Origin of the sequence: Bradyrhizobium sp. ISRA430, from assembly GCF_029909975.1 — a bacterium.
Taxonomy (GTDB): Bacteria; Pseudomonadota; Alphaproteobacteria; order Rhizobiales; family Xanthobacteraceae; genus Bradyrhizobium.
In genome coordinates, this window is the sequence record NZ_CP094516.1 from 6327390 (window position 1) to 6344038 (window position 16649).

A 16649-nucleotide genomic window follows, 5' to 3' on the forward strand; every position below is an offset into this window, starting at 1 on the left:
CTAGGCCGTTTCATCGATAGGCGGCGTCAGCCGGGAGGTTGATTGGGATTTCGTCTTCACCCGCTCGCGCAGGCGCTGGAACGTCACGTAGAGCATCGGCACCATGAAGATCCCGATCGAGCTTGCAGCGAGCATGCCAGCGAATACGGCTGTGCCGACGGCACGGCGGCTGAGTTCAGCGGCGCCGGTTGCGATGACGAGCGGCAGGAGGCCGAGGATGAACGCAACTGACGTCATCATGACGGCGCGGAAGCGCATATGAGCCCCTTGGATCGCGGCATCGGCGAGTGCCACGCCCGCCTCACGCTGCTCCTTTGCGAATTCGACGATCAGGATGCCGTTCTTGGCGGCGAGCGCGATCAGGACCACGAGGCCAATCTGACCATAGAGATCGAGACTGAGGCCGGCGATCTTGAGGCCGACATAGGAGCCGAGGACACCGACAACGACCGAGAGCAGCACCGGGATCGGGATCACCGTGCTCTCGTAGAGCGCGACCAGAAACAGATAGGCGAACAACACGGCAAGCATCAGCACGATGCCGGTCTGGCCGGCAGCCTGCTGCTCCTGATAGGCCGTGCCGGTCCATTCGAAACTGTAGCCCGCGGGCAGCACGGCGTTGGAGATGTCCGCCATTGCCGCAATTGCGGTGCCGGATGAGATGCCGGGCGCCGGGCTGCCGTTCACCGTTACCGAGCGATAATTGTTGTAGCGGGTAACGACCTGCGGTCCGGTCACGATCTTGATGCCGGCCAGCGAGCGTATCGGCACCATTTGGCCGGTGTCGTTGCGCAAGTAGATCCGCCAGATGTCGGAGATGTCGGCGCGATCGAACGCCTCGCCCTGGACGTTGACCTGCCAGGTGCGGCCGTACAGGTTGAAATTGTTGACGTAGATGCCGCCGAGCGTCGCCTGCAAGGCGGTGAAGATGTCGCTCACGGGGACGCCGAGCGCCTGCGCCTTGCGGCGATCGATGTCGAGGAAGATCGAAGGGTTGGTGGCCGTGAAGGTCGAAAACACGCGGGCGAGCCGCGCGTCGGCATTGGCTGCGCCGATCAGCGAGTTCGTGACACTGGAGATCGCGGCGGGGCTCTGTCCCTCCAGCGCCTCGAGCTGGTATTCGAACCCACCGGAGGTGGAGAGGCCGATGATCGGCGGCATGTTGAAGGGCAGCACGTTCGCCTGCGGGATCTGCGCGCCGGCTTCGAAGGTTTTCGCGATCATTGCCTGCGCCGAATCTGCGGCCGCCTTGCGATCGGCAAAGGGCTTCAGCCGGGTGACCACCAGCGCACTGTTTGGCTCGGACGCGCCGTCCAGCAGGGAGAAGCCGATCACGGAGAGGACGTGATCGACGGCCGGCATCTGCTTCAGAATGTCCTCGATCTGTTGGGCGACGTCGCTGGTGCGCGCCACCGAGGCGCCGTCGGGCAGTTGCACCGAGGTGAAGAAGGCGCCCTGGTCTTCTTCGGGCAGGAATCCCGTCGGCGTGATCCGCGACATGCCGAAGATTCCGCCGGCGAATACGGCAACGAGCAGGAGGGAGAGTCCGGCCACGCGCACTAGCCGGCGGACGCCGCCGCTATAGCGGTCGCGCAACCAGTCGATGCCGCCAAGCACGCGGCCGATGATGCCGCGCCGCGGCCCGGTGTGACGCAGGAACAAGGCGCAGAGCGCAGGCGACAGCGTCAGCGCATTCAGGGCCGAAATCATCATCGCCGCGCTGATCGTGACCGCGAACTGGCGAAACAGCGTGCCCGAAATGCCTGGAATGAACGCGATCGGCACGAATACGGAGAGCAGCACCAGCGTGATGGCAAAGATTGGCGCCATGATCTGCGTCATGGCCTTCTTGCTAGCTTCGATCGGGGACAGCGCCGGCTCTTCCTCCATCACACGTTCCACGTTCTCAACCACCACGATGGCGTCGTCCACCACGATGCCGATGGCGAGCACCATCGCGAGCAGCGACACTGTGTTGGCCGAATAGCCGAGCATGAACAGCACGGCGAAAGTGCCGACCAGGCTTACCGGAACCGCCACCGCCGGGATCACGGTGGCGCGGAGATTGCCGAGGAAAATGTACACCACGATCACGACCAGAACGAAGGCCTCGGCAAGCGTCCGCAAGACCTCGGTGATCGTATCCCACACAAAGCTCGTGGAATCGTATTGCACGAGGTAGCTGAGCCCGGTTGGGAAACGTTTGGAGAGACGTTGCATCGTGGCCGCGACCGCCTTCGCGGTCGTCACGGCATTAGCACCCGGCGCGAGATAGATCGCGATCGGCACGGCAGCGCGTCCATCGATCCGCGCCTCGCTGTCGAGATTTTGCGCGCCCATTTCGACTCGTGCGACGTCCTTCACTAGAAGCGAGGAGCCATCCGGATTGGCGCGCAGCACGATGTTGGCGAATTGATCGGTAGTGGCGAGCCTGCCGAGAGTCTGCACATTGAACTGGAACTGCTGGTCGTCGCTGATCGGCCGCGCGCCGATGCGGCCGACCGGCGCCTGAACGCTCTGGGTGCGGATCGCAGCGATGACGTCCGACGGGGTCAGGTTGAGGCTGGTCAGCCGCTGCGTATCGAACCAGATCCGCATCGAGTAATTCATCTTGGCGAACAGATTGGTCTGGCCCACCCCCGGTGTGCTGGCGAGGGCATCAAGTATGTTGATGATCGCGTAATTGGTGATGAAGAGCGGATCCTGCTGTCCGTCGGCGCTGTAGAGCACCAGGAATTGCAGGATCGCCGAGGACCGCTTGCGCACCGTCACGCCCTGCTGCTGGACTTCCGTCGGCAACTGCGACAGGGTGCTCTGTACGCGGTTGTTGACGTTGACGGTGTTGATGTCGGGATTGGTGCCGAGCGCGAAGGAAACGGTGAGCGTATAGGTGCCGTCATTGGCGCTGGTCGATTTCATGTAGAGGGCGCGGTCCACGCCGATGACTTGCGCCTCCAGTGGCTGGGCGACACTGCTTTCGACCACCTCCGCGGACGCACCGGGGAAGGTGGCGGAGACCGTGACCTGCGGCGGCACGATGTCCGGAAACTGCGCCACCGGGATCTGCACCAGCGCCAGGGCACCGGCGATGGTGATGATGAATGCGATCACCATCGCCAATCGCGGACGATCGATGAAGACCGCGGACATCATGGCTTGGTGTCCGTGGCTTTGCCGGAAGGGCCGGCGTCGCCCGTGGCGGCCTTCATGCCCGACAGGATCAGCGGGCTTGCCGGCCCCGGCGCGACGATCTGGCCGGGACGCGCCCGCTGGAGGCCCTCGACGATGACCTTGTCGCCGGCAGACAGGCCGCTGATCACGGCGGCGATGGTGGGCGTGGATTGTCCGAGCTTGATGCGGTGCTGCTCAGCCTTGTTGCCGGAACCGACAGTAAGGACATAGTCACCCTGCTGGTCCGACAGCACCGCAGAGCGGGGAATCGCCAGCACCTCGATCGGCTCGACGCCCTCGAGCACGACAGTGACGAATTCGCCGTCGGTCAGTTCGTGTACGGTCACGCCTGCGGCCGAAGGCGCGCGCAGGATCGGATTGGCGATCTCGCCGCGCACGGTGACCGTGTCGGTGTTCTGCGCGATGGTGTTGTCGACGAAGTTCAGCTTGCCGGCTTGGCCAAACATGCGGCCGTCGGGGAGCCGCAACCTGATCACCACGGCTTCCAGGCCGCCTTTCGGGCCGTAACGTTCGCGCAATTCCAGCGCTTGGCGCAGCGGCACCGGGAAGGTGACATACATCGGGTCTTGGCTGACGATGGTGGTCAGCACGCCTGAACTCGGACTGACCACATTGCCTTCAGTGACCGCCGTTCGCCCGATCTTGCCGTTGATCGGCGCGCTGATCACGGTGTAGTCGAGGTTGATCCGGGACGCCTCGACCTGCGCCTGCGCGGCTTGCACCTGGGCTTCGAGGCTGCGCTGGTTCGCGATTGCTGCATCATAGGTCGATTGTTGCCCGGCCGGTCCGCCGAGCAGCGTCCGCGCGCGCTCGGTCGTCAATTTGGCGTTCTCGAGCGTCGCTTGGAGCTGCGCCACCTGTGCTTGCTTCGACTCGAGGTCAGCTTCGAAGGGACCGCGTTCGAGATGATAGAGTTGATCTCCGGTCTTGATTTCGGCGCCTTCGACGAACAGTCGCTTTTCCAGAAAGGCAGTGACACGCGCGACGACGTTGACGCGATTGATCGCCTCGATCCGTCCGATGAACTCGCTGGTTTCGGTGATCGGCCGCCGGGTCGCTTCCACGATGCCGACCGCAGGAGGACCGGCGGGAGCAGGCTGTGTCCAGGCTGTCCCACGGATGATGATCGTCATGAGGCTTGCCACGAGCAGTCTGGCCGAGACTTCAGCAAGGTCCATCGTCCGCTCCTTGCCCCAGGCCTGGGATGAGTGGCTCAGGCCTCGCTCACTCCTGTGTTGTCCGGTTGCTGCGTGCAGGCTCGTCGTAACCTTTGCGATGGCTGTAGAACATCAGCGCGATCAGGCCGCAGCCCGACACCAGCACGAGGATGGCGGCGGCTCCCAGGATGATGTTGCCGTAGAGCGGCATGGGTGTCGCCTGCCATACCGCTACGCAATACCAGGTGGCCACAACGAGAAGGACGGCCAGCACCGCCGCAAGGAGCCATTGGTTCTTGGTACGCACTGTCTCCTCCATCGCTGGGTTACGGGCCTGCGAGAGGCGGTGCTAAGTCCACCGCCACCCGCAATGGCGTCGGCCGCGATGCCACCAGCAGACCCAGCGCCGCCTGCGCCGCGGCGGCGGCGGACGGCCCCAGCCCGGGCGTGGCGGCGGTGGCGATCCCCACCATTGTGCGCGCCAGGTGAGTGGGGGGCGGCCCCAGCCGGGCGTTGGTCCCCAAACGGGAGCGGGCGGCGGCGCCCACCAGGGCGGTCGCGGCCGGCCCCAGCCCGGAGCGGGCCCCCAACCGGGGGCAGGCGGTGGCCCCCACCATTGAGCCGTGACGAGGTCTTCCGGCTTGCCGGCCAGGCCGAGATCGGGAGCGATCGGCATTGCTTCCGCGGCTTCGATCAAGCGTACGCCGATGGCGCCGATCGCTGCTGCGGCAACGGCATTCTGGGCAAAGCCTAGGAACGCGCGGCGGGTGGGAGCGCTCATTGTCTTCTCCTCTTTTTGTTACGCAGTTCTCCGTACGGACTGAAGTGCGTAGAGCAGCCACGCCAGGCCGTGCGAAATCAGGTCGACGCCGAGCAGGAATCCAAGGGCCCAGACACTGATAGTGGGGAAACTGAACAGGATCAGCACACCGGCGAGCAGTCCGACGATGCCGGAGATCAGCATCATCCAGCCGTTCTGTCGCCAATGGGCGAAACTCAGCACGCATCGAATGATGCCCGATGCAAACAGCACGGCGCCCAGGAAATAGGTCAAGATCAGCGCGCCGGATTCCGGCTGGGTGAGCAGCACGATTCCGAAGGCGAGATAGAGCGCGCCGAGAAGGATCTGCCACAGGAAACCGCCCCATCCCCTGGTCCAAAAGGAGTGGATGATCTCAAATCCGCCGGCTGCGATGGCGGTCAGCCCAATCAGCTTGACGCTGATGATGGTCGCGAACACGACGTCGCTTAGCGCGAGCATGCCGGCGGCAATCAGTACGATACCGAGAAGAGCGCAGACCCACAGCGGCGGGGCAACCAGGGTTTCAACGCCGGTTCTGCTGTCAAAGACCGTCATGCGATCCTCCTGATCGGCGATGGTTTGGTTGACACGCGTGGGATGCTAGCTTCGAACCGGCAACGCCGACATCCGACGAAACCCTGAGCAACGGGGCGGAAATATTCCCTGTCGATGTCGCGGCGCCCCCGCGCCTATCGCCGTCCTCTTGGTCCCAGCGTCAGGTTGGTCACGCCGGCGGCGAGGTTGAGCCCGATTGAGCGCTCGACCGATACCGGCTGCAACATGACACTTCGGCGCGAGCCGCCGATCAGGACGTTGGCTCCGAGGCCGGGGCCCAGGGCGACATTGCCGCTCGCTCCCACATAGCTGCCCCGCAACGTGCCCGGACCGACACGCGAGTTCTTGGCGAACACAGCCCACGACAAGGTACCGGCCGAGGTTACGCCAAGGTCAAGACCGACGCGTCTGATGCGTCCCTCATAGATGTATTGTCGCTGCGGCCGTTGTGCATAGAATACGCAGCGCAGCGACTGCGCGGATCCAAGCACCAGTCCGACGCGCGGCGTGCTGAAACACAATAGTCTGCCGACTCTGAACGTCTCCGCGCGGGCCGGCGAGGCGGCCGTGCAAAGCAAGATAAATGTGCCGATGGACCCAAGGAGCCGCACAATTCGCATTCAAGCCTCCACTTGGTTTTTCGTGTCCGCAGAGGTTGCTGCGGGCCGTCGGTCCTGCCGAAGCCAAAACGTGATGCCGAGGCCAATGAGCAAGACAGCGCCCAGCAGGAAGAAGAAGAAGGACTGCTTCAGCCAGGATATCGCCGGGACTGCAACGCCCATCGCAAGGCCGAGGAAGGAGATTTGCAGCGAAAGAAGGCTGACACCCGCGAGGAACGTGCCGAGCGCGAGCAATGTCAGGAGGACCAGGCCGGTTGCCGGTGTTGGAAGCAACTGCTGGACGCCGGAGACCAGCATGATGTTCATCGTGACGAGGACGGCAATCCAGTGCAGCGTCTGTGTCCAGATCAATCGAAGCTGCGCCTCCTTGCCTTCGGTCTCTGGCCATTTCGTGACGACGCATACCACGCCGATGGCAAGTGCCAAGAATTCCCAGTAGCCGACGAGAGGCTGGTGCGAGACGTTGGCATAGGCGACGCCTGCGATGGCGAGCACGAGCGCCACCACATAGGGAAGCTGCTGCAAGAGGAAGTGGGGCATCCCCGATTGCCTCGATGGAGGCTCAGGGTCGTCGCTTCGCTGCGGATGAATTTCGCTCATGGCCGATCTACTCACGCTTGTCCGCTGCTGTTCGCTTGGGATCGTCGCCAAGGTAGTCCTCGACATAGAACCTGATGATCGCGACCCGACCGATGGCGACCAGTGGCATGGCGAGCGCGATCCCCATGACGCCGAATAGCGCACCCAGGAGGACGATCGCGACCAATGTCCAGGCCGGAGGGATTTCGACCGCCTGGCGTTGGATCAGCGGGCCGATCACATATCCTTCGATCGATTGGATGATGGTGTAGATGACGACGGCCCAGATGAGCAGAGAGGCGCCGAGCGGCATCGCCACGAGCGCGATTGGAAGCGCCGCAACGATCGGCCCGAGATAGGGAATGAAATTCGATAGACCCGCCTGTAGTCCAAGCACGAAAGGACCAGGGAGGCCAATGAGATAGAGTGCGACCCACACGCACAGCGTCATGAGTATGATGCGGATGAGCTGTCCGACCAACCACAGCCGCAAGACGCTGCCCATCTCGTCCATGACGGCTCTCGTCCGCTTGCGGTAGGACTGTTTCACCAGCATGACCAGGCTCTCGCGGTGGCTGGTCGGATCGAAGGCAAAGAGGATCCCGAGGAACAGGATCACGAGTGCGCCCGTCAGAAGACTGGAGGCTCCGCCAAGCAGGAATTGGGCATGGCTGAGAAACCGACCCTGATCGGAAAACAGCCACTGCGCGAAGTCTCGGCCCCACTCCGGACCGAGCAGGTCGACACCGTATGACAGGAGGTGCTCCTGCAAGATGTCGAGCTGGGTGTCCATGACCTTCAGCAGCAGGCGCGTCTGCTCCGGCAGCTTGCCTGCGCCCCAGTCGAGTCCAAATCCCGACAGAGCGGAAAAGAGTAGAAGAACGAGCGTCAGCCGATAGGCACGATTCAGAGGAAGAACGGGAGCTAGCGCCCTCGCAGAAGCGTCCAGAAATGCCGCGAACAACACACCTGCGAACACAATGAGGAGGCTCGAAACCGTCTGCCAAACCAGGAATAGGGCAACGCACGTGGCGAGCAAAGTGACGCCGGTCGCCAGAATGCTGCGCTGTCCTGTATCCTTGGTTTGATCGGCAGGATCATCGCTGAGAACGACCTCGCGGAGTCTCTCCGATCCTATCCTGGGATCGCTCATCAATCGCTCCAATTGCAGGAATGAGATCATCCTCTGCGGCGTGCTAGGTGCGAACGCGCCGACTGCCATAGTGCGGATGCTTGCCGCCGCGATGACGCCAGTAGCGGTGCTTCGTCGGATTTGTATTGGTATTTGGCGTTGCGCTCTTTGATGCGGGCGTGCCGGCTTCCCTTGGCGTGGCCATGCTGCTGTCCTTCGACTGCGCCAGGGCCAGGGTTGACGGTGCGGTGGCCGCCACCACCACTCCGCCCAGGATCAAGGCGCTACACACAGCCTGGATGTTCATATTCGCCTCCAGATGGACAGGGACTCAAATCGAGATGGCTCCAACAGCCAGCGCGTAGACGCCGGCGCACGCGGCGATCGTTATCGCTGCAAACATGACGGCTTCGAACGGTCTGAAGGTGACCTCCTTGCGTTCGCGTTTTGCGAGAAGGAACAGCAGCGTTCCGGGCGCATAGAGGATTGACGACAGCAGAAGAAATTTTGGTCCGCCAGCATAGATCATGCCGGCCGCATAAAGCGTCGCGACGCAAGAGCGGATTCCGTCGACGATGCGGGCGCGCTCACCAGCCGCGTAGGTCTCGCCGGCCCACGCGAGCTTCAAGGCGTACGCCGCGACAAAGAAATAGGGAATCAGCGTCATCGCGCTCGTCATCTTCAAGGCGAGCGTGAAGGCATATTCGGCGAACCAGGTGACGAGCAGGAATATCTGGATGACGCAGTTGGTCAGCCAGAGCGCGCCTGCGGGGACCGCGTGCGCGTTCGCGCTGGCGAGAAAGGAGGGCATGGTGCGGTGGACCGCCGCAGAATGCAGGACTTCGGCCGCCAGCAGCGACCAGGACAGGTAGTTGCCCAGGATCGAGATCAAGAGTGCGACGCTGACGAACACGCCGCCCCAGCCGCCGACCATCGATTCCATCACGCCCGCCATCGACGGTGTCGGGAGACCCGCGAGCTCCTGTCGTGGCAGGACGCCGTAGGACAGAAGCGTCACAAGGACGAGAAGGCAGAGAACGGCCAGAAAGCCCCCGACGGTTGCGATGCCGATGTCGGCGCGATCACTGGCATAGCGGGAGTAGACGCTTGCGCCCTCGATGCCGACGAAGACGAATACGGTAAGCAGCATGGTGCCGCGGACCTGGGTGAACACATCCGCAAGGTTCGGCTGCTCCGTACCCCAGAAATTCCGCGAGAACAGCTCGCCGTTCAAGGCAATCGCAGCCACGACGATGAATAGCAATATCGGGACGATCTTCGCGTAGGTCGCGACCGAGTTGAGAGCGGCTGCTCCCTTGATGCCGCGCAGCACCAGAAAGTGAACACCCCACAGAAGCAGGGATGCCGAAGCGATGGCGGTCGGTGTCGTGCCATCACCGAAGACCGGGAAGAACTGCCCGAGCGTGGCCTTGATCAGAATGAGACAGGCGACGTCGGCGAGGCAACAGCCGATCCAATAGCCCACGGCTGAAGCGAAGCCGATATAGTCTCCGAATCCGGCCCTGGCGTAGGCGTAAATGCCGGCATCGAGGTCAGGCTTGCGGCGTGACAGCGACTGGAACACGAACGCCAGCATGAGCATGCCGGTGCCTGCGATAACCCAGGCGATCATCGCTCCGAGCGCCCCAGTTGCGCGTCCGAAAGATGCAGGCAATGCGAAAATGCCGGAACCGACCATCGAGCCGATCACAAGCGCGATGAGCGCATTGCGAGAGAGCTTTTGATCGGCCTCGTTCGACGAAGGAGCCATGACAGAAGATGGCCTTCCAATCCGAGATGAGGCGGGCACGGCTGCCGGCCAACTCCAAACAAAGACCTTAGAGGCACCGTTCTCGCTCGCACATCAGGGATTCTCTGTAGGAGGCACGGGCAGGAAATCGGGAGGGCCGCGGCTTTAGGGGCCGCCGTCAGGTCCTTCCAACGGGGCGGTCGTGCTTTGGTCGCGACCGGATGCTCGCCATCTTGCAAAGTGCTGGTGGCCGCCGCGAATGGCCGGGTACGCGCTCCGGAAACTGCGGCGGAGTAGGGTGCTTCACCGCCGGCACTCAGGTGATTGTCTGATGCCGCGTCCTGAGCCCGGGGGATAGGATCGTCTATTCCGCGGGGTCAAGAGGAGGCAAGCGATGTCGAACTATGATCAGAACCTGACGACCTCTGGCGCGGCCGGTGGTGGCACGATCGCGGTGGACGTCGGATTACGCGACTACATGCTGCGCATTTACAATTATATGGCTACGGGCGTCGCTGTGACCGCCGTTGTCGCGTGGATGACCTATCAGTTTGTCGGTCCTGAATTGCTGCAAAGCCCGCTGATGTGGATCTTCATCCTGGCGCCGCTCGCGCTGGTGTTCTTCATCGGCTCGCGCATCGACACGCTGTCGGCGCCAACGGCGCGGCTTCTGTTCTTCGTCTATGCCGCGCTCGTCGGCATATCGCTCTCGATCTTGCTCCACATCTACACCAGTTCCTCGATCACCCGAGTATTCTTCATTACGGCCGCGACTTTCGGGGCGCTCAGCATCTTCGGATACACGACCAGGCGCAATCTCTCCGGGCTCGGTACGTTCCTGTTCATGGGCCTCATCGGAATTATCATCGCAGGCCTGGTCAACCTGTTCCTGCGGTCGACCGCGCTGGATTGGCTGATCTCGATCGTGGGCGTCGGCGTCTTCGCAGGCCTCACGGCCTACGATACGCAGCGGATCAGGGCGATGTACGACGGCAGGGACGATGAAACCGCGGCAGGTCGCAAGTCGGTGATCGCCGCGCTGTCGCTTTATCTCAATTTCATCAACCTGTTCATGATGATGCTGCGCCTTGCCGGCAGTCGACGCTAAGAGGCGACGGCGGCCCTTCAGGCCGCCGGCCGCTCCGCGGCACTCGCGAGCGCGTCGCGCAGGGCCTTTTCCTTGGTTTCGTCCAGGGATGTTTTCAGAACGACCCCTCCGGCATCCTTGATTTCCTTGAGCACCTTGTCCGCGGTCATGTGCTTGATCAGGACGAACAAGGCCGCGTTGCCGGTCTGGAGGCTCGCGGATAGCTCCTTCATAAAGGAATCGTTGATGCCGAAATCGGAGAGCGCGCCACCGAGCGCGCCGGATGCGGCGCCCACCGCGACACCGAGGATCGGATTCAGGAAGAGCACGCCGATCAGAAGTCCCCAGAAACTTCCTGTCATCGCGCCCATGGCGGTGGTATTGACGAGTTGATTGAGCTTGATGTCGCCGGAATCCGATTTCACGGCGATCACTGCGTCGCTGATCGTGATGAGGTATTCTTTTTGAAGTTTGAGCAACCGCTGACGCACCTCTTCGGCTTTCGCCTCGGACGGATACACGATCGCCACTAAATCGGACATTGCAACCTCCTGATAGGAGTCCCGTTCGGCTCGATGGAGGGGCCGTTTATGGGACGCTTGCGTCGACGCTAGCGGGTCGCCGGTGCACCCGACATCAGAGAAAACCCTGGGCCCGAGGGATGAATGTTCGGATGGTTCGCGGACCATAAAGGGTGGGTTCGCCTGCATCATCGCCGGGCAAAGAGACCGCGATCGCAACCGCCGGCGAGGAGAATCCCGACCCTGGACTAGGTAATCACCCGATATGCCGCGCTCCTCCCTGGGCGCATGGTTTCGGCCGTGAAAGAGCAGAGTGGCCGCGACGTTGCTTGCCGCTCCGGTTCGAGGCCTCCAGATGACTGCGACGCCATCAACTCAAAAACTTTCACTGTTTGCGCTGACCGCGATGGTGGTCGGATCGATGGTTGGCTCGGGAATCTTCTCGTTGCCGCGGACCTTCGGCATCGCAACGGGCCCGTTCGGCGCCATCTTCGCCTGGTGCATCGCCGGAGGCGGCATGTACACATTGGCTCGCGTGTTCCAGTCGCTGGCCGAACGGAAGCCTGATCTCGACGCCGGTGTCTATGCTTATGCGAAGGAAGGATTTGGCGACTATCCCGGTTTCCTGTCGGCATTCGGCTACTGGATCGGGAGTTGTATCGGCAACGTGTCCTATTGGGTCCTGATCAAGTCGACGTTGGGCGCGTTCTTTCCCGTGTTTGGTGACGGCAATACCGTCACGGCGATCATCGTCGCTTCGATCGGGATCTGGCTGTTTCACTTCATGATCCTGCGCGGGGTGCAGCAGGCGGCCGCGATCAACACCATCGTCACGATCGCTAAGATCGTGCCGATCCTAGTCTTCATCGTCATCCTGATCTTCGCATTCAAGGCCAACTTATTCCGGACCAATTTCTGGGGCGGCGAGGGCATGCCAGACGCGAGCCTGTTCCAGCAGATCCGAGCGACCATGTTGGTCACGGTGTTTGTTTTTCTCGGAATCGAAGGCGCAAGTGTTTATTCGCGCTACGCCAAGGAACGCTCCCATGTTGGCGCCGCGACCGTTCTGGGGTTCGTGATCGTCACGAGCCTGATGGTGCTCGTGACCATGCTGCCCTATGCCGTGCTTGCGCGCGCAGAGATTGCGGGCATGCGGCAGCCGTCGATGGCGACGGTCCTGGAGGCCGTGGTCGGACATTGGGGCGCTGTCTTCGTCAGCGTCGGACTGCTGATCTCGGTCCTCGGGGCATATCTCGCCTGGTCCTTGATCTGCGCCGAGGTGCTTTCGGCCGCCGGTCGGACCAACGACATGCCGACGCTGTTCGGCACCGAGAACGCGAACAAGGTGCCGGCGGCCGCGCTCTGGCTGACCAATGCCGTCGTCCAGCTCTTCGTCATCAGCACCTACTGGTCGCAAGATGCCTTCTCGCTGATGCTCAATCTGACGAGCGTCATGTCGCTCATCCCGTTTTTCCTGGTCGCGGCCTACGGGCTGCTGCTCGTCAGGCGCGGTGACACGTACGAGAAGAGCCTCACCGAGCGCAGACGTGACCTGATCTTCGCCGGTATCGCGGTCATCTACACGCTGTTCCTGATCTACGCCGCCGGAATGAAATTCCTGCTGCTGTCCGCCATCCTCTACGCACCCGGCACGGTGCTGTATTTCTGGGCGCGCTTCGAACAGAAAGCAAAGGTCTTCACGCCGGTCGAGTGGGTCATCTTCATCGCGGCTGCGATCGGCGCGGTCGTCGGGATTCACGGATTAGCTACCGGCTACATCACCATCTAGGCAAGGCATTTCCCGAGGTACCTCCCATGGCAAAGCACGCTTCGGAACCCGCGAGTCCCTTCGGCGTTCATTCGGAGGTCGGCCAGTTGCGCAAGGTCATGGTCTGCTCTCCGGGCCGTGCTCATCAGCGCCTCACGCCCTCCAATTGCGATACTTTGCTGTTTGACGACGTGTTGTGGGTCGACAACGCCAAGCGCGATCATTTTGACTTCGTGCAGAAGATGCGCGACCGCGGCATCGACGTCATCGAAATGCATAATATGCTCACCGAGACCGTCGCAATCCCCGAGGCCAGGAAGTGGATCCTCGACAACCAGGTCGTGCCCAACCAGGTCGGGCTTGGTCTCGTCGACGAGCTTCGCTCATATCTGGAAAGCCTCAAGCCGCGCGATCTTGCGGAAACCCTGATCGGCGGCGTGTCGACTCATGACTTTCCGGATGCCCATGGCGGCGAGATGCTCAAGCTGGTCCGTGAGGCCGCAGGGATGACCGAATATCTGCTGCCGCCGCTCCCGAATACGCTGTACACGCGGGATACGACATGCTGGATCTATGGCGGCGTCACGCTGAACTCGCTCTATTGGCCGGCGCGGCACGAAGAGCCGATCCTCGCGACTGCCATTTACAAGTTCCATCCGGATTTCGCCGGCAAGGTCAACGTGTGGTGGGGCGACCCGACCCAGGACCACGGGCTTGCCACGTTCGAGGGCGGCGACGTGATGCCGATCGGCAAGGGCAATGTCCTGATCGGCCTGAGCGAACGAACCTCACGGCAGGCCATCAGCCAGGTCGCCGCGGCTCTGTTCAAGAAAAACGCAGCCGAGCGCGTGATCGTGGCCGCGATGCCGAAGTTGCGTGCGGCAATGCATCTCGATACCGTCTTCACCTTCGCCGACCGAGACTGCGTGCTGCTCTATCCCGACATCGTCTACAACATCACGGCATTTTCCTACCGGCCGGCGAACAATTCCGCTGGTCTCGAACTGCGCAAGGATGAAAAGCCGTTCGTCGATGTTGTGGCTGAAGCCCTTGGCCTGAAGAAGCTGCGTGTCGTCGAGACCGGCGGCAACGCCTATATGCGGGAGCGAACGCAGTGGGACAGCGGGGCCAATCTTGTCTGCGCATCGCCAGGCGTCGTCTTCGCCTACGACCGCAACACCTACACGAACACCCTGCTGCGTAAGGAAGGCATCGAGGTGATCACAATCGTCGGTGCTGAGCTAGGGCGTGGGCGGGGCGGCGGTCATTGCATGACGTGCCCGATCATCCGGGATGCGGTGGATTACTAGGGCGGACCGGTGCGGCAATGGAGCAGCCGCCCTGGCGCTTCGACGCCGTTCTCGGGATCGAGGTTCAGCTCGACCCCCAAATGGTCGATCGTGAGCGCGCCGCTGTTCGAAGCTTATTGGTTCACCGATGGCCTGAATTCCGGCCGGCACGACCAGCTCTATTCGGCCGATATCGGTCTGAAGTACAATTTCGCCGGCAATCTGTCGCTTGGGACCACAGTGCTGTACGTGGTGCGAACATCGAACGTTCTGGTACGAAATTACAGGGACCTTCGGATCGGCCCGAGACTTGATTTTGCCTTCTGAAAGATCTGCAAAGATGATGGGACGCGTATTCGTGCTGATGGGGCTGTCATTGCCGTACCGGCAGCTTCGCCCGTCCCTGCGGACCCTCGTGGTTCCGTTGACCGGGGTCGGCGTTTGGACACCGATGCCCTGAGGGACGATGTCCGCACGAACCGCCTTGAGATATCTTCCATCCCCTCGCGATTGCTCCCACCCCGCAGGCTGCGCCGACCAAGAAGGGAAAGAAGAAGTCCAGCGCGCGCAGCGGCAGCAATCGCTAGCGGACGGTCGGGTAGTTCCATTTTGCAGACGCGGTGACGACCGGCGTCGACGACTCCTATGACTACTTGGCGCGTCGCTGCGAGGGAACTCGCGGCGAATGGCGGCACAAATTGCATAGTGTCGTATGCCAGGATCTATTTCACCAACGCGGGATTTCCATCCTAGGAGAATACTACCTATGGTGTGCAGAGCCAAGCGGTGTATACTCGGTGCATCCTAGGGGTGCGTCTTGCAGTCCGATGACGGGTGCCGCACCGCAGGGAGGCAGCTTCGATACTGACCGTTAAGGCTCGATTTCGAGAGTTGCTGGGAAGAGTGAGTGCGTACCGTGAAGCCACGCAATTCTCCTGCCTGCGAGTCTACGAGAGCCAGCGCCAGGGAATGGTTGCAGATTGGCTCTAAAGAGGCCAGCGACCGGCTGTACTGGGACTACGCTGAGGATCTTCTCTTCGTGGTACGCCCTTCGCATGAAGAGCGTTTCACGTACGAGGGGATCAACCCGGCCTTCGAGGCTCTCCTCGGAATTTCATCGCGGGAAATCCAGGAACTCGACGTCTCTGACTGCCTGGCAAGAGAAGACGCCAAGTCCGTTTGCGAAGCCCTGAGGGCGTGTCTTGCGGAAGGGGCGGAGGTCAGAATCCGCCATAGTCTCGCACTTGGCGGCTCGCGGCAGAATATGGAGACGACCGTCGTTCCAATCGTCGATCCCATGGCCGGCATCGTCGTCCAATTGATCGGCAGCCATCGGATCCTGCGCAGGGAGTCTCCTGAAGATGCAACTAACGGGGCTGGCGACACCCACATGAGCCTCAACCTGGCCTCCATGCAGGAGGATATCCAGCAGCGGATTGCGTCTGAGCTCCATGATTCGACGTGTCAGCATTTGATCGCCGCGAGCCTTGGCCTGATGCGGATCCGCTGTCGCCTCGGTGATCCGGCCGAGGCCGAGCGGCTTTGCGATGGCATCGATGCGTCGATTGACGAGGCGCTGAGGGAAATCCGTACGTTGGCCTATGTACTGCATCCCCAGAACCCGACCGTCGGCGGGTTGAAGGCGACGATCGAGCAATATGCCCAGGGTTTCGCGGCGCGCACGTCGTTGCGGGTTAGCACCAGGATTTCGGCCATCGTCGATCGATTGCCTTACGAGAACCAGCGTTCGTTGCTGCGGGTCATTCAGGAAGCCCTCACCAACGTATTTCGCCACGCAAAGGCGACGGAGGTCAAAATCGTTGTCGATGAGACCGACAGCCATTTCCGGTTGACTGTCAGCGACAATGGGCGCGGCTTTCCAGTCAACTCGGCAAAGCACGGCACGAAAGCGATCTCGATCGGCGTTGGCATTCCCGCGATGAGGGCGAGACTTGAGCAGCTTGGCGGTACGCTCGACATCCAGTCCGACCCGGCAAAGCGGCGCTCCGGCACTGTTCTGTGCGCAGTGTTCCCGCATGGTCGTGCGGCGAGCAGGCGCAACCGGCGAAAGGTTACGACCATCATGAGGGCCCACGCAGGCGCACACTAAAGGAAAAACACTGACACCGGTGGCGAGCGGACATCGTCCGCGGGCTCGTCGCGTGCCACCGCGTCAACGAACCTGGAGTGCTCTGTC

General features: G+C 62.0%; 16 protein-coding genes. 5 read left to right on the top strand and 11 right to left on the bottom strand.

Translation table 11 applies throughout. The annotated features are described in order from the left end of the window. The 10 genes from MTX21_RS30045 to MTX21_RS30090 form a co-directional block, all read right to left on the bottom strand. The gene (locus tag MTX21_RS30045) at positions 1-3153 is read right to left on the bottom strand and encodes a multidrug efflux RND transporter permease subunit (protein WP_280968231.1); all 3153 of its coding nucleotides are present in this window, start codon (positions 3151-3153) and stop codon (positions 1-3) included. Beyond that, positions 3150-4370: an efflux RND transporter periplasmic adaptor subunit gene (locus MTX21_RS30050; protein ID WP_280968232.1), complete on the bottom strand. Its 1221-nt coding sequence runs from the start codon at positions 4368-4370 to the stop codon at positions 3150-3152. Before MTX21_RS30050 ends, MTX21_RS30045 begins: the two co-directional genes overlap by 4 nt. Before the next feature lie 46 nt (positions 4371-4416). Beyond that, positions 4417-4656: a hypothetical protein gene (locus MTX21_RS30055; protein ID WP_280968233.1), complete on the bottom strand. Its 240-nt coding sequence runs from the start codon at positions 4654-4656 to the stop codon at positions 4417-4419. Positions 4657-4698: 42 nt separating this feature from the next. Continuing rightward, complete coding sequence (locus tag MTX21_RS30060) at positions 4699-5130, bottom strand: twin-arginine translocation signal domain-containing protein (RefSeq protein ID WP_280968234.1); 432 nt, start codon at positions 5128-5130, stop codon at positions 4699-4701. Positions 5131-5148: 18 nt separating this feature from the next. After that, positions 5149-5706 carry an HdeD family acid-resistance protein gene (locus MTX21_RS30065; protein WP_280968235.1) on the bottom strand — a complete coding sequence of 186 codons (558 nt, stop codon included), beginning with the start codon at positions 5704-5706 and terminating at the stop codon, positions 5149-5151. A gap of 134 nt (positions 5707-5840) precedes the next feature. Further along, positions 5841-6326 (bottom strand): DUF992 domain-containing protein, encoded by a 486-nt coding sequence (locus MTX21_RS30070; RefSeq protein WP_280968236.1) that lies wholly within the window; start codon positions 6324-6326, stop codon positions 5841-5843. Beyond that, on the bottom strand, positions 6327-6926 hold the full coding sequence (locus tag MTX21_RS30075) for a hypothetical protein (RefSeq protein WP_280970833.1): 600 nt from the start codon (positions 6924-6926) through the stop codon (positions 6327-6329). A gap of 7 nt (positions 6927-6933) precedes the next feature. Next, complete coding sequence (locus tag MTX21_RS30080; RefSeq protein ID WP_280968237.1) at positions 6934-8058, bottom strand: AI-2E family transporter; 1125 nt, start codon at positions 8056-8058, stop codon at positions 6934-6936. A 43-nt stretch (positions 8059-8101) separates the two neighbouring features. Then, on the bottom strand, positions 8102-8344 hold the full coding sequence (locus MTX21_RS30085) for a hypothetical protein (protein WP_280968238.1): 243 nt from the start codon (positions 8342-8344) through the stop codon (positions 8102-8104). Between the two features lie 24 nt (positions 8345-8368). Then, positions 8369-9808, bottom strand: coding sequence for a basic amino acid/polyamine antiporter (locus MTX21_RS30090; protein ID WP_280968239.1), 1440 nt, complete (start codon positions 9806-9808; stop codon positions 8369-8371). A 373-nt stretch (positions 9809-10181) separates the two neighbouring features. Between MTX21_RS30090 and MTX21_RS30095 the strand changes: the two genes are divergently transcribed. Then, entirely contained in the window at positions 10182-10895 is a 714-nt protein-coding gene (locus tag MTX21_RS30095; protein ID WP_280968240.1) for a Bax inhibitor-1/YccA family protein, read from the top strand. A gap of 17 nt (positions 10896-10912) precedes the next feature. On the opposite strand, the gene MTX21_RS30100 is transcribed toward MTX21_RS30095, so the two are convergent. After that, on the bottom strand, positions 10913-11416 hold the full coding sequence (locus MTX21_RS30100) for a DUF1269 domain-containing protein (protein WP_280970834.1): 504 nt from the start codon (positions 11414-11416) through the stop codon (positions 10913-10915). A 334-nt stretch (positions 11417-11750) separates the two neighbouring features. Between MTX21_RS30100 and MTX21_RS30105 the strand changes: the two genes are divergently transcribed. From MTX21_RS30105 to MTX21_RS30120, 4 genes are all read left to right on the top strand, one after another. Continuing rightward, positions 11751-13184, top strand: coding sequence for a basic amino acid/polyamine antiporter (locus tag MTX21_RS30105; protein WP_280968241.1), 1434 nt, complete (start codon positions 11751-11753; stop codon positions 13182-13184). A 26-nt stretch (positions 13185-13210) separates the two neighbouring features. Beyond that, complete coding sequence (gene arcA / locus MTX21_RS30110; protein WP_280968242.1) at positions 13211-14473, top strand: arginine deiminase; 1263 nt, start codon at positions 13211-13213, stop codon at positions 14471-14473. Positions 14474-14563: 90 nt separating this feature from the next. Then, positions 14564-14779: a hypothetical protein gene (locus MTX21_RS30115; protein ID WP_280968243.1), complete on the top strand. Its 216-nt coding sequence runs from the start codon at positions 14564-14566 to the stop codon at positions 14777-14779. Between the two features lie 580 nt (positions 14780-15359). After that, the gene (locus MTX21_RS30120; RefSeq protein ID WP_280968244.1) at positions 15360-16562 is read left to right on the top strand and encodes an ATP-binding protein; all 1203 of its coding nucleotides are present in this window, start codon (positions 15360-15362) and stop codon (positions 16560-16562) included. The last annotated feature ends 87 nt before the right edge of the window (positions 16563-16649 follow it).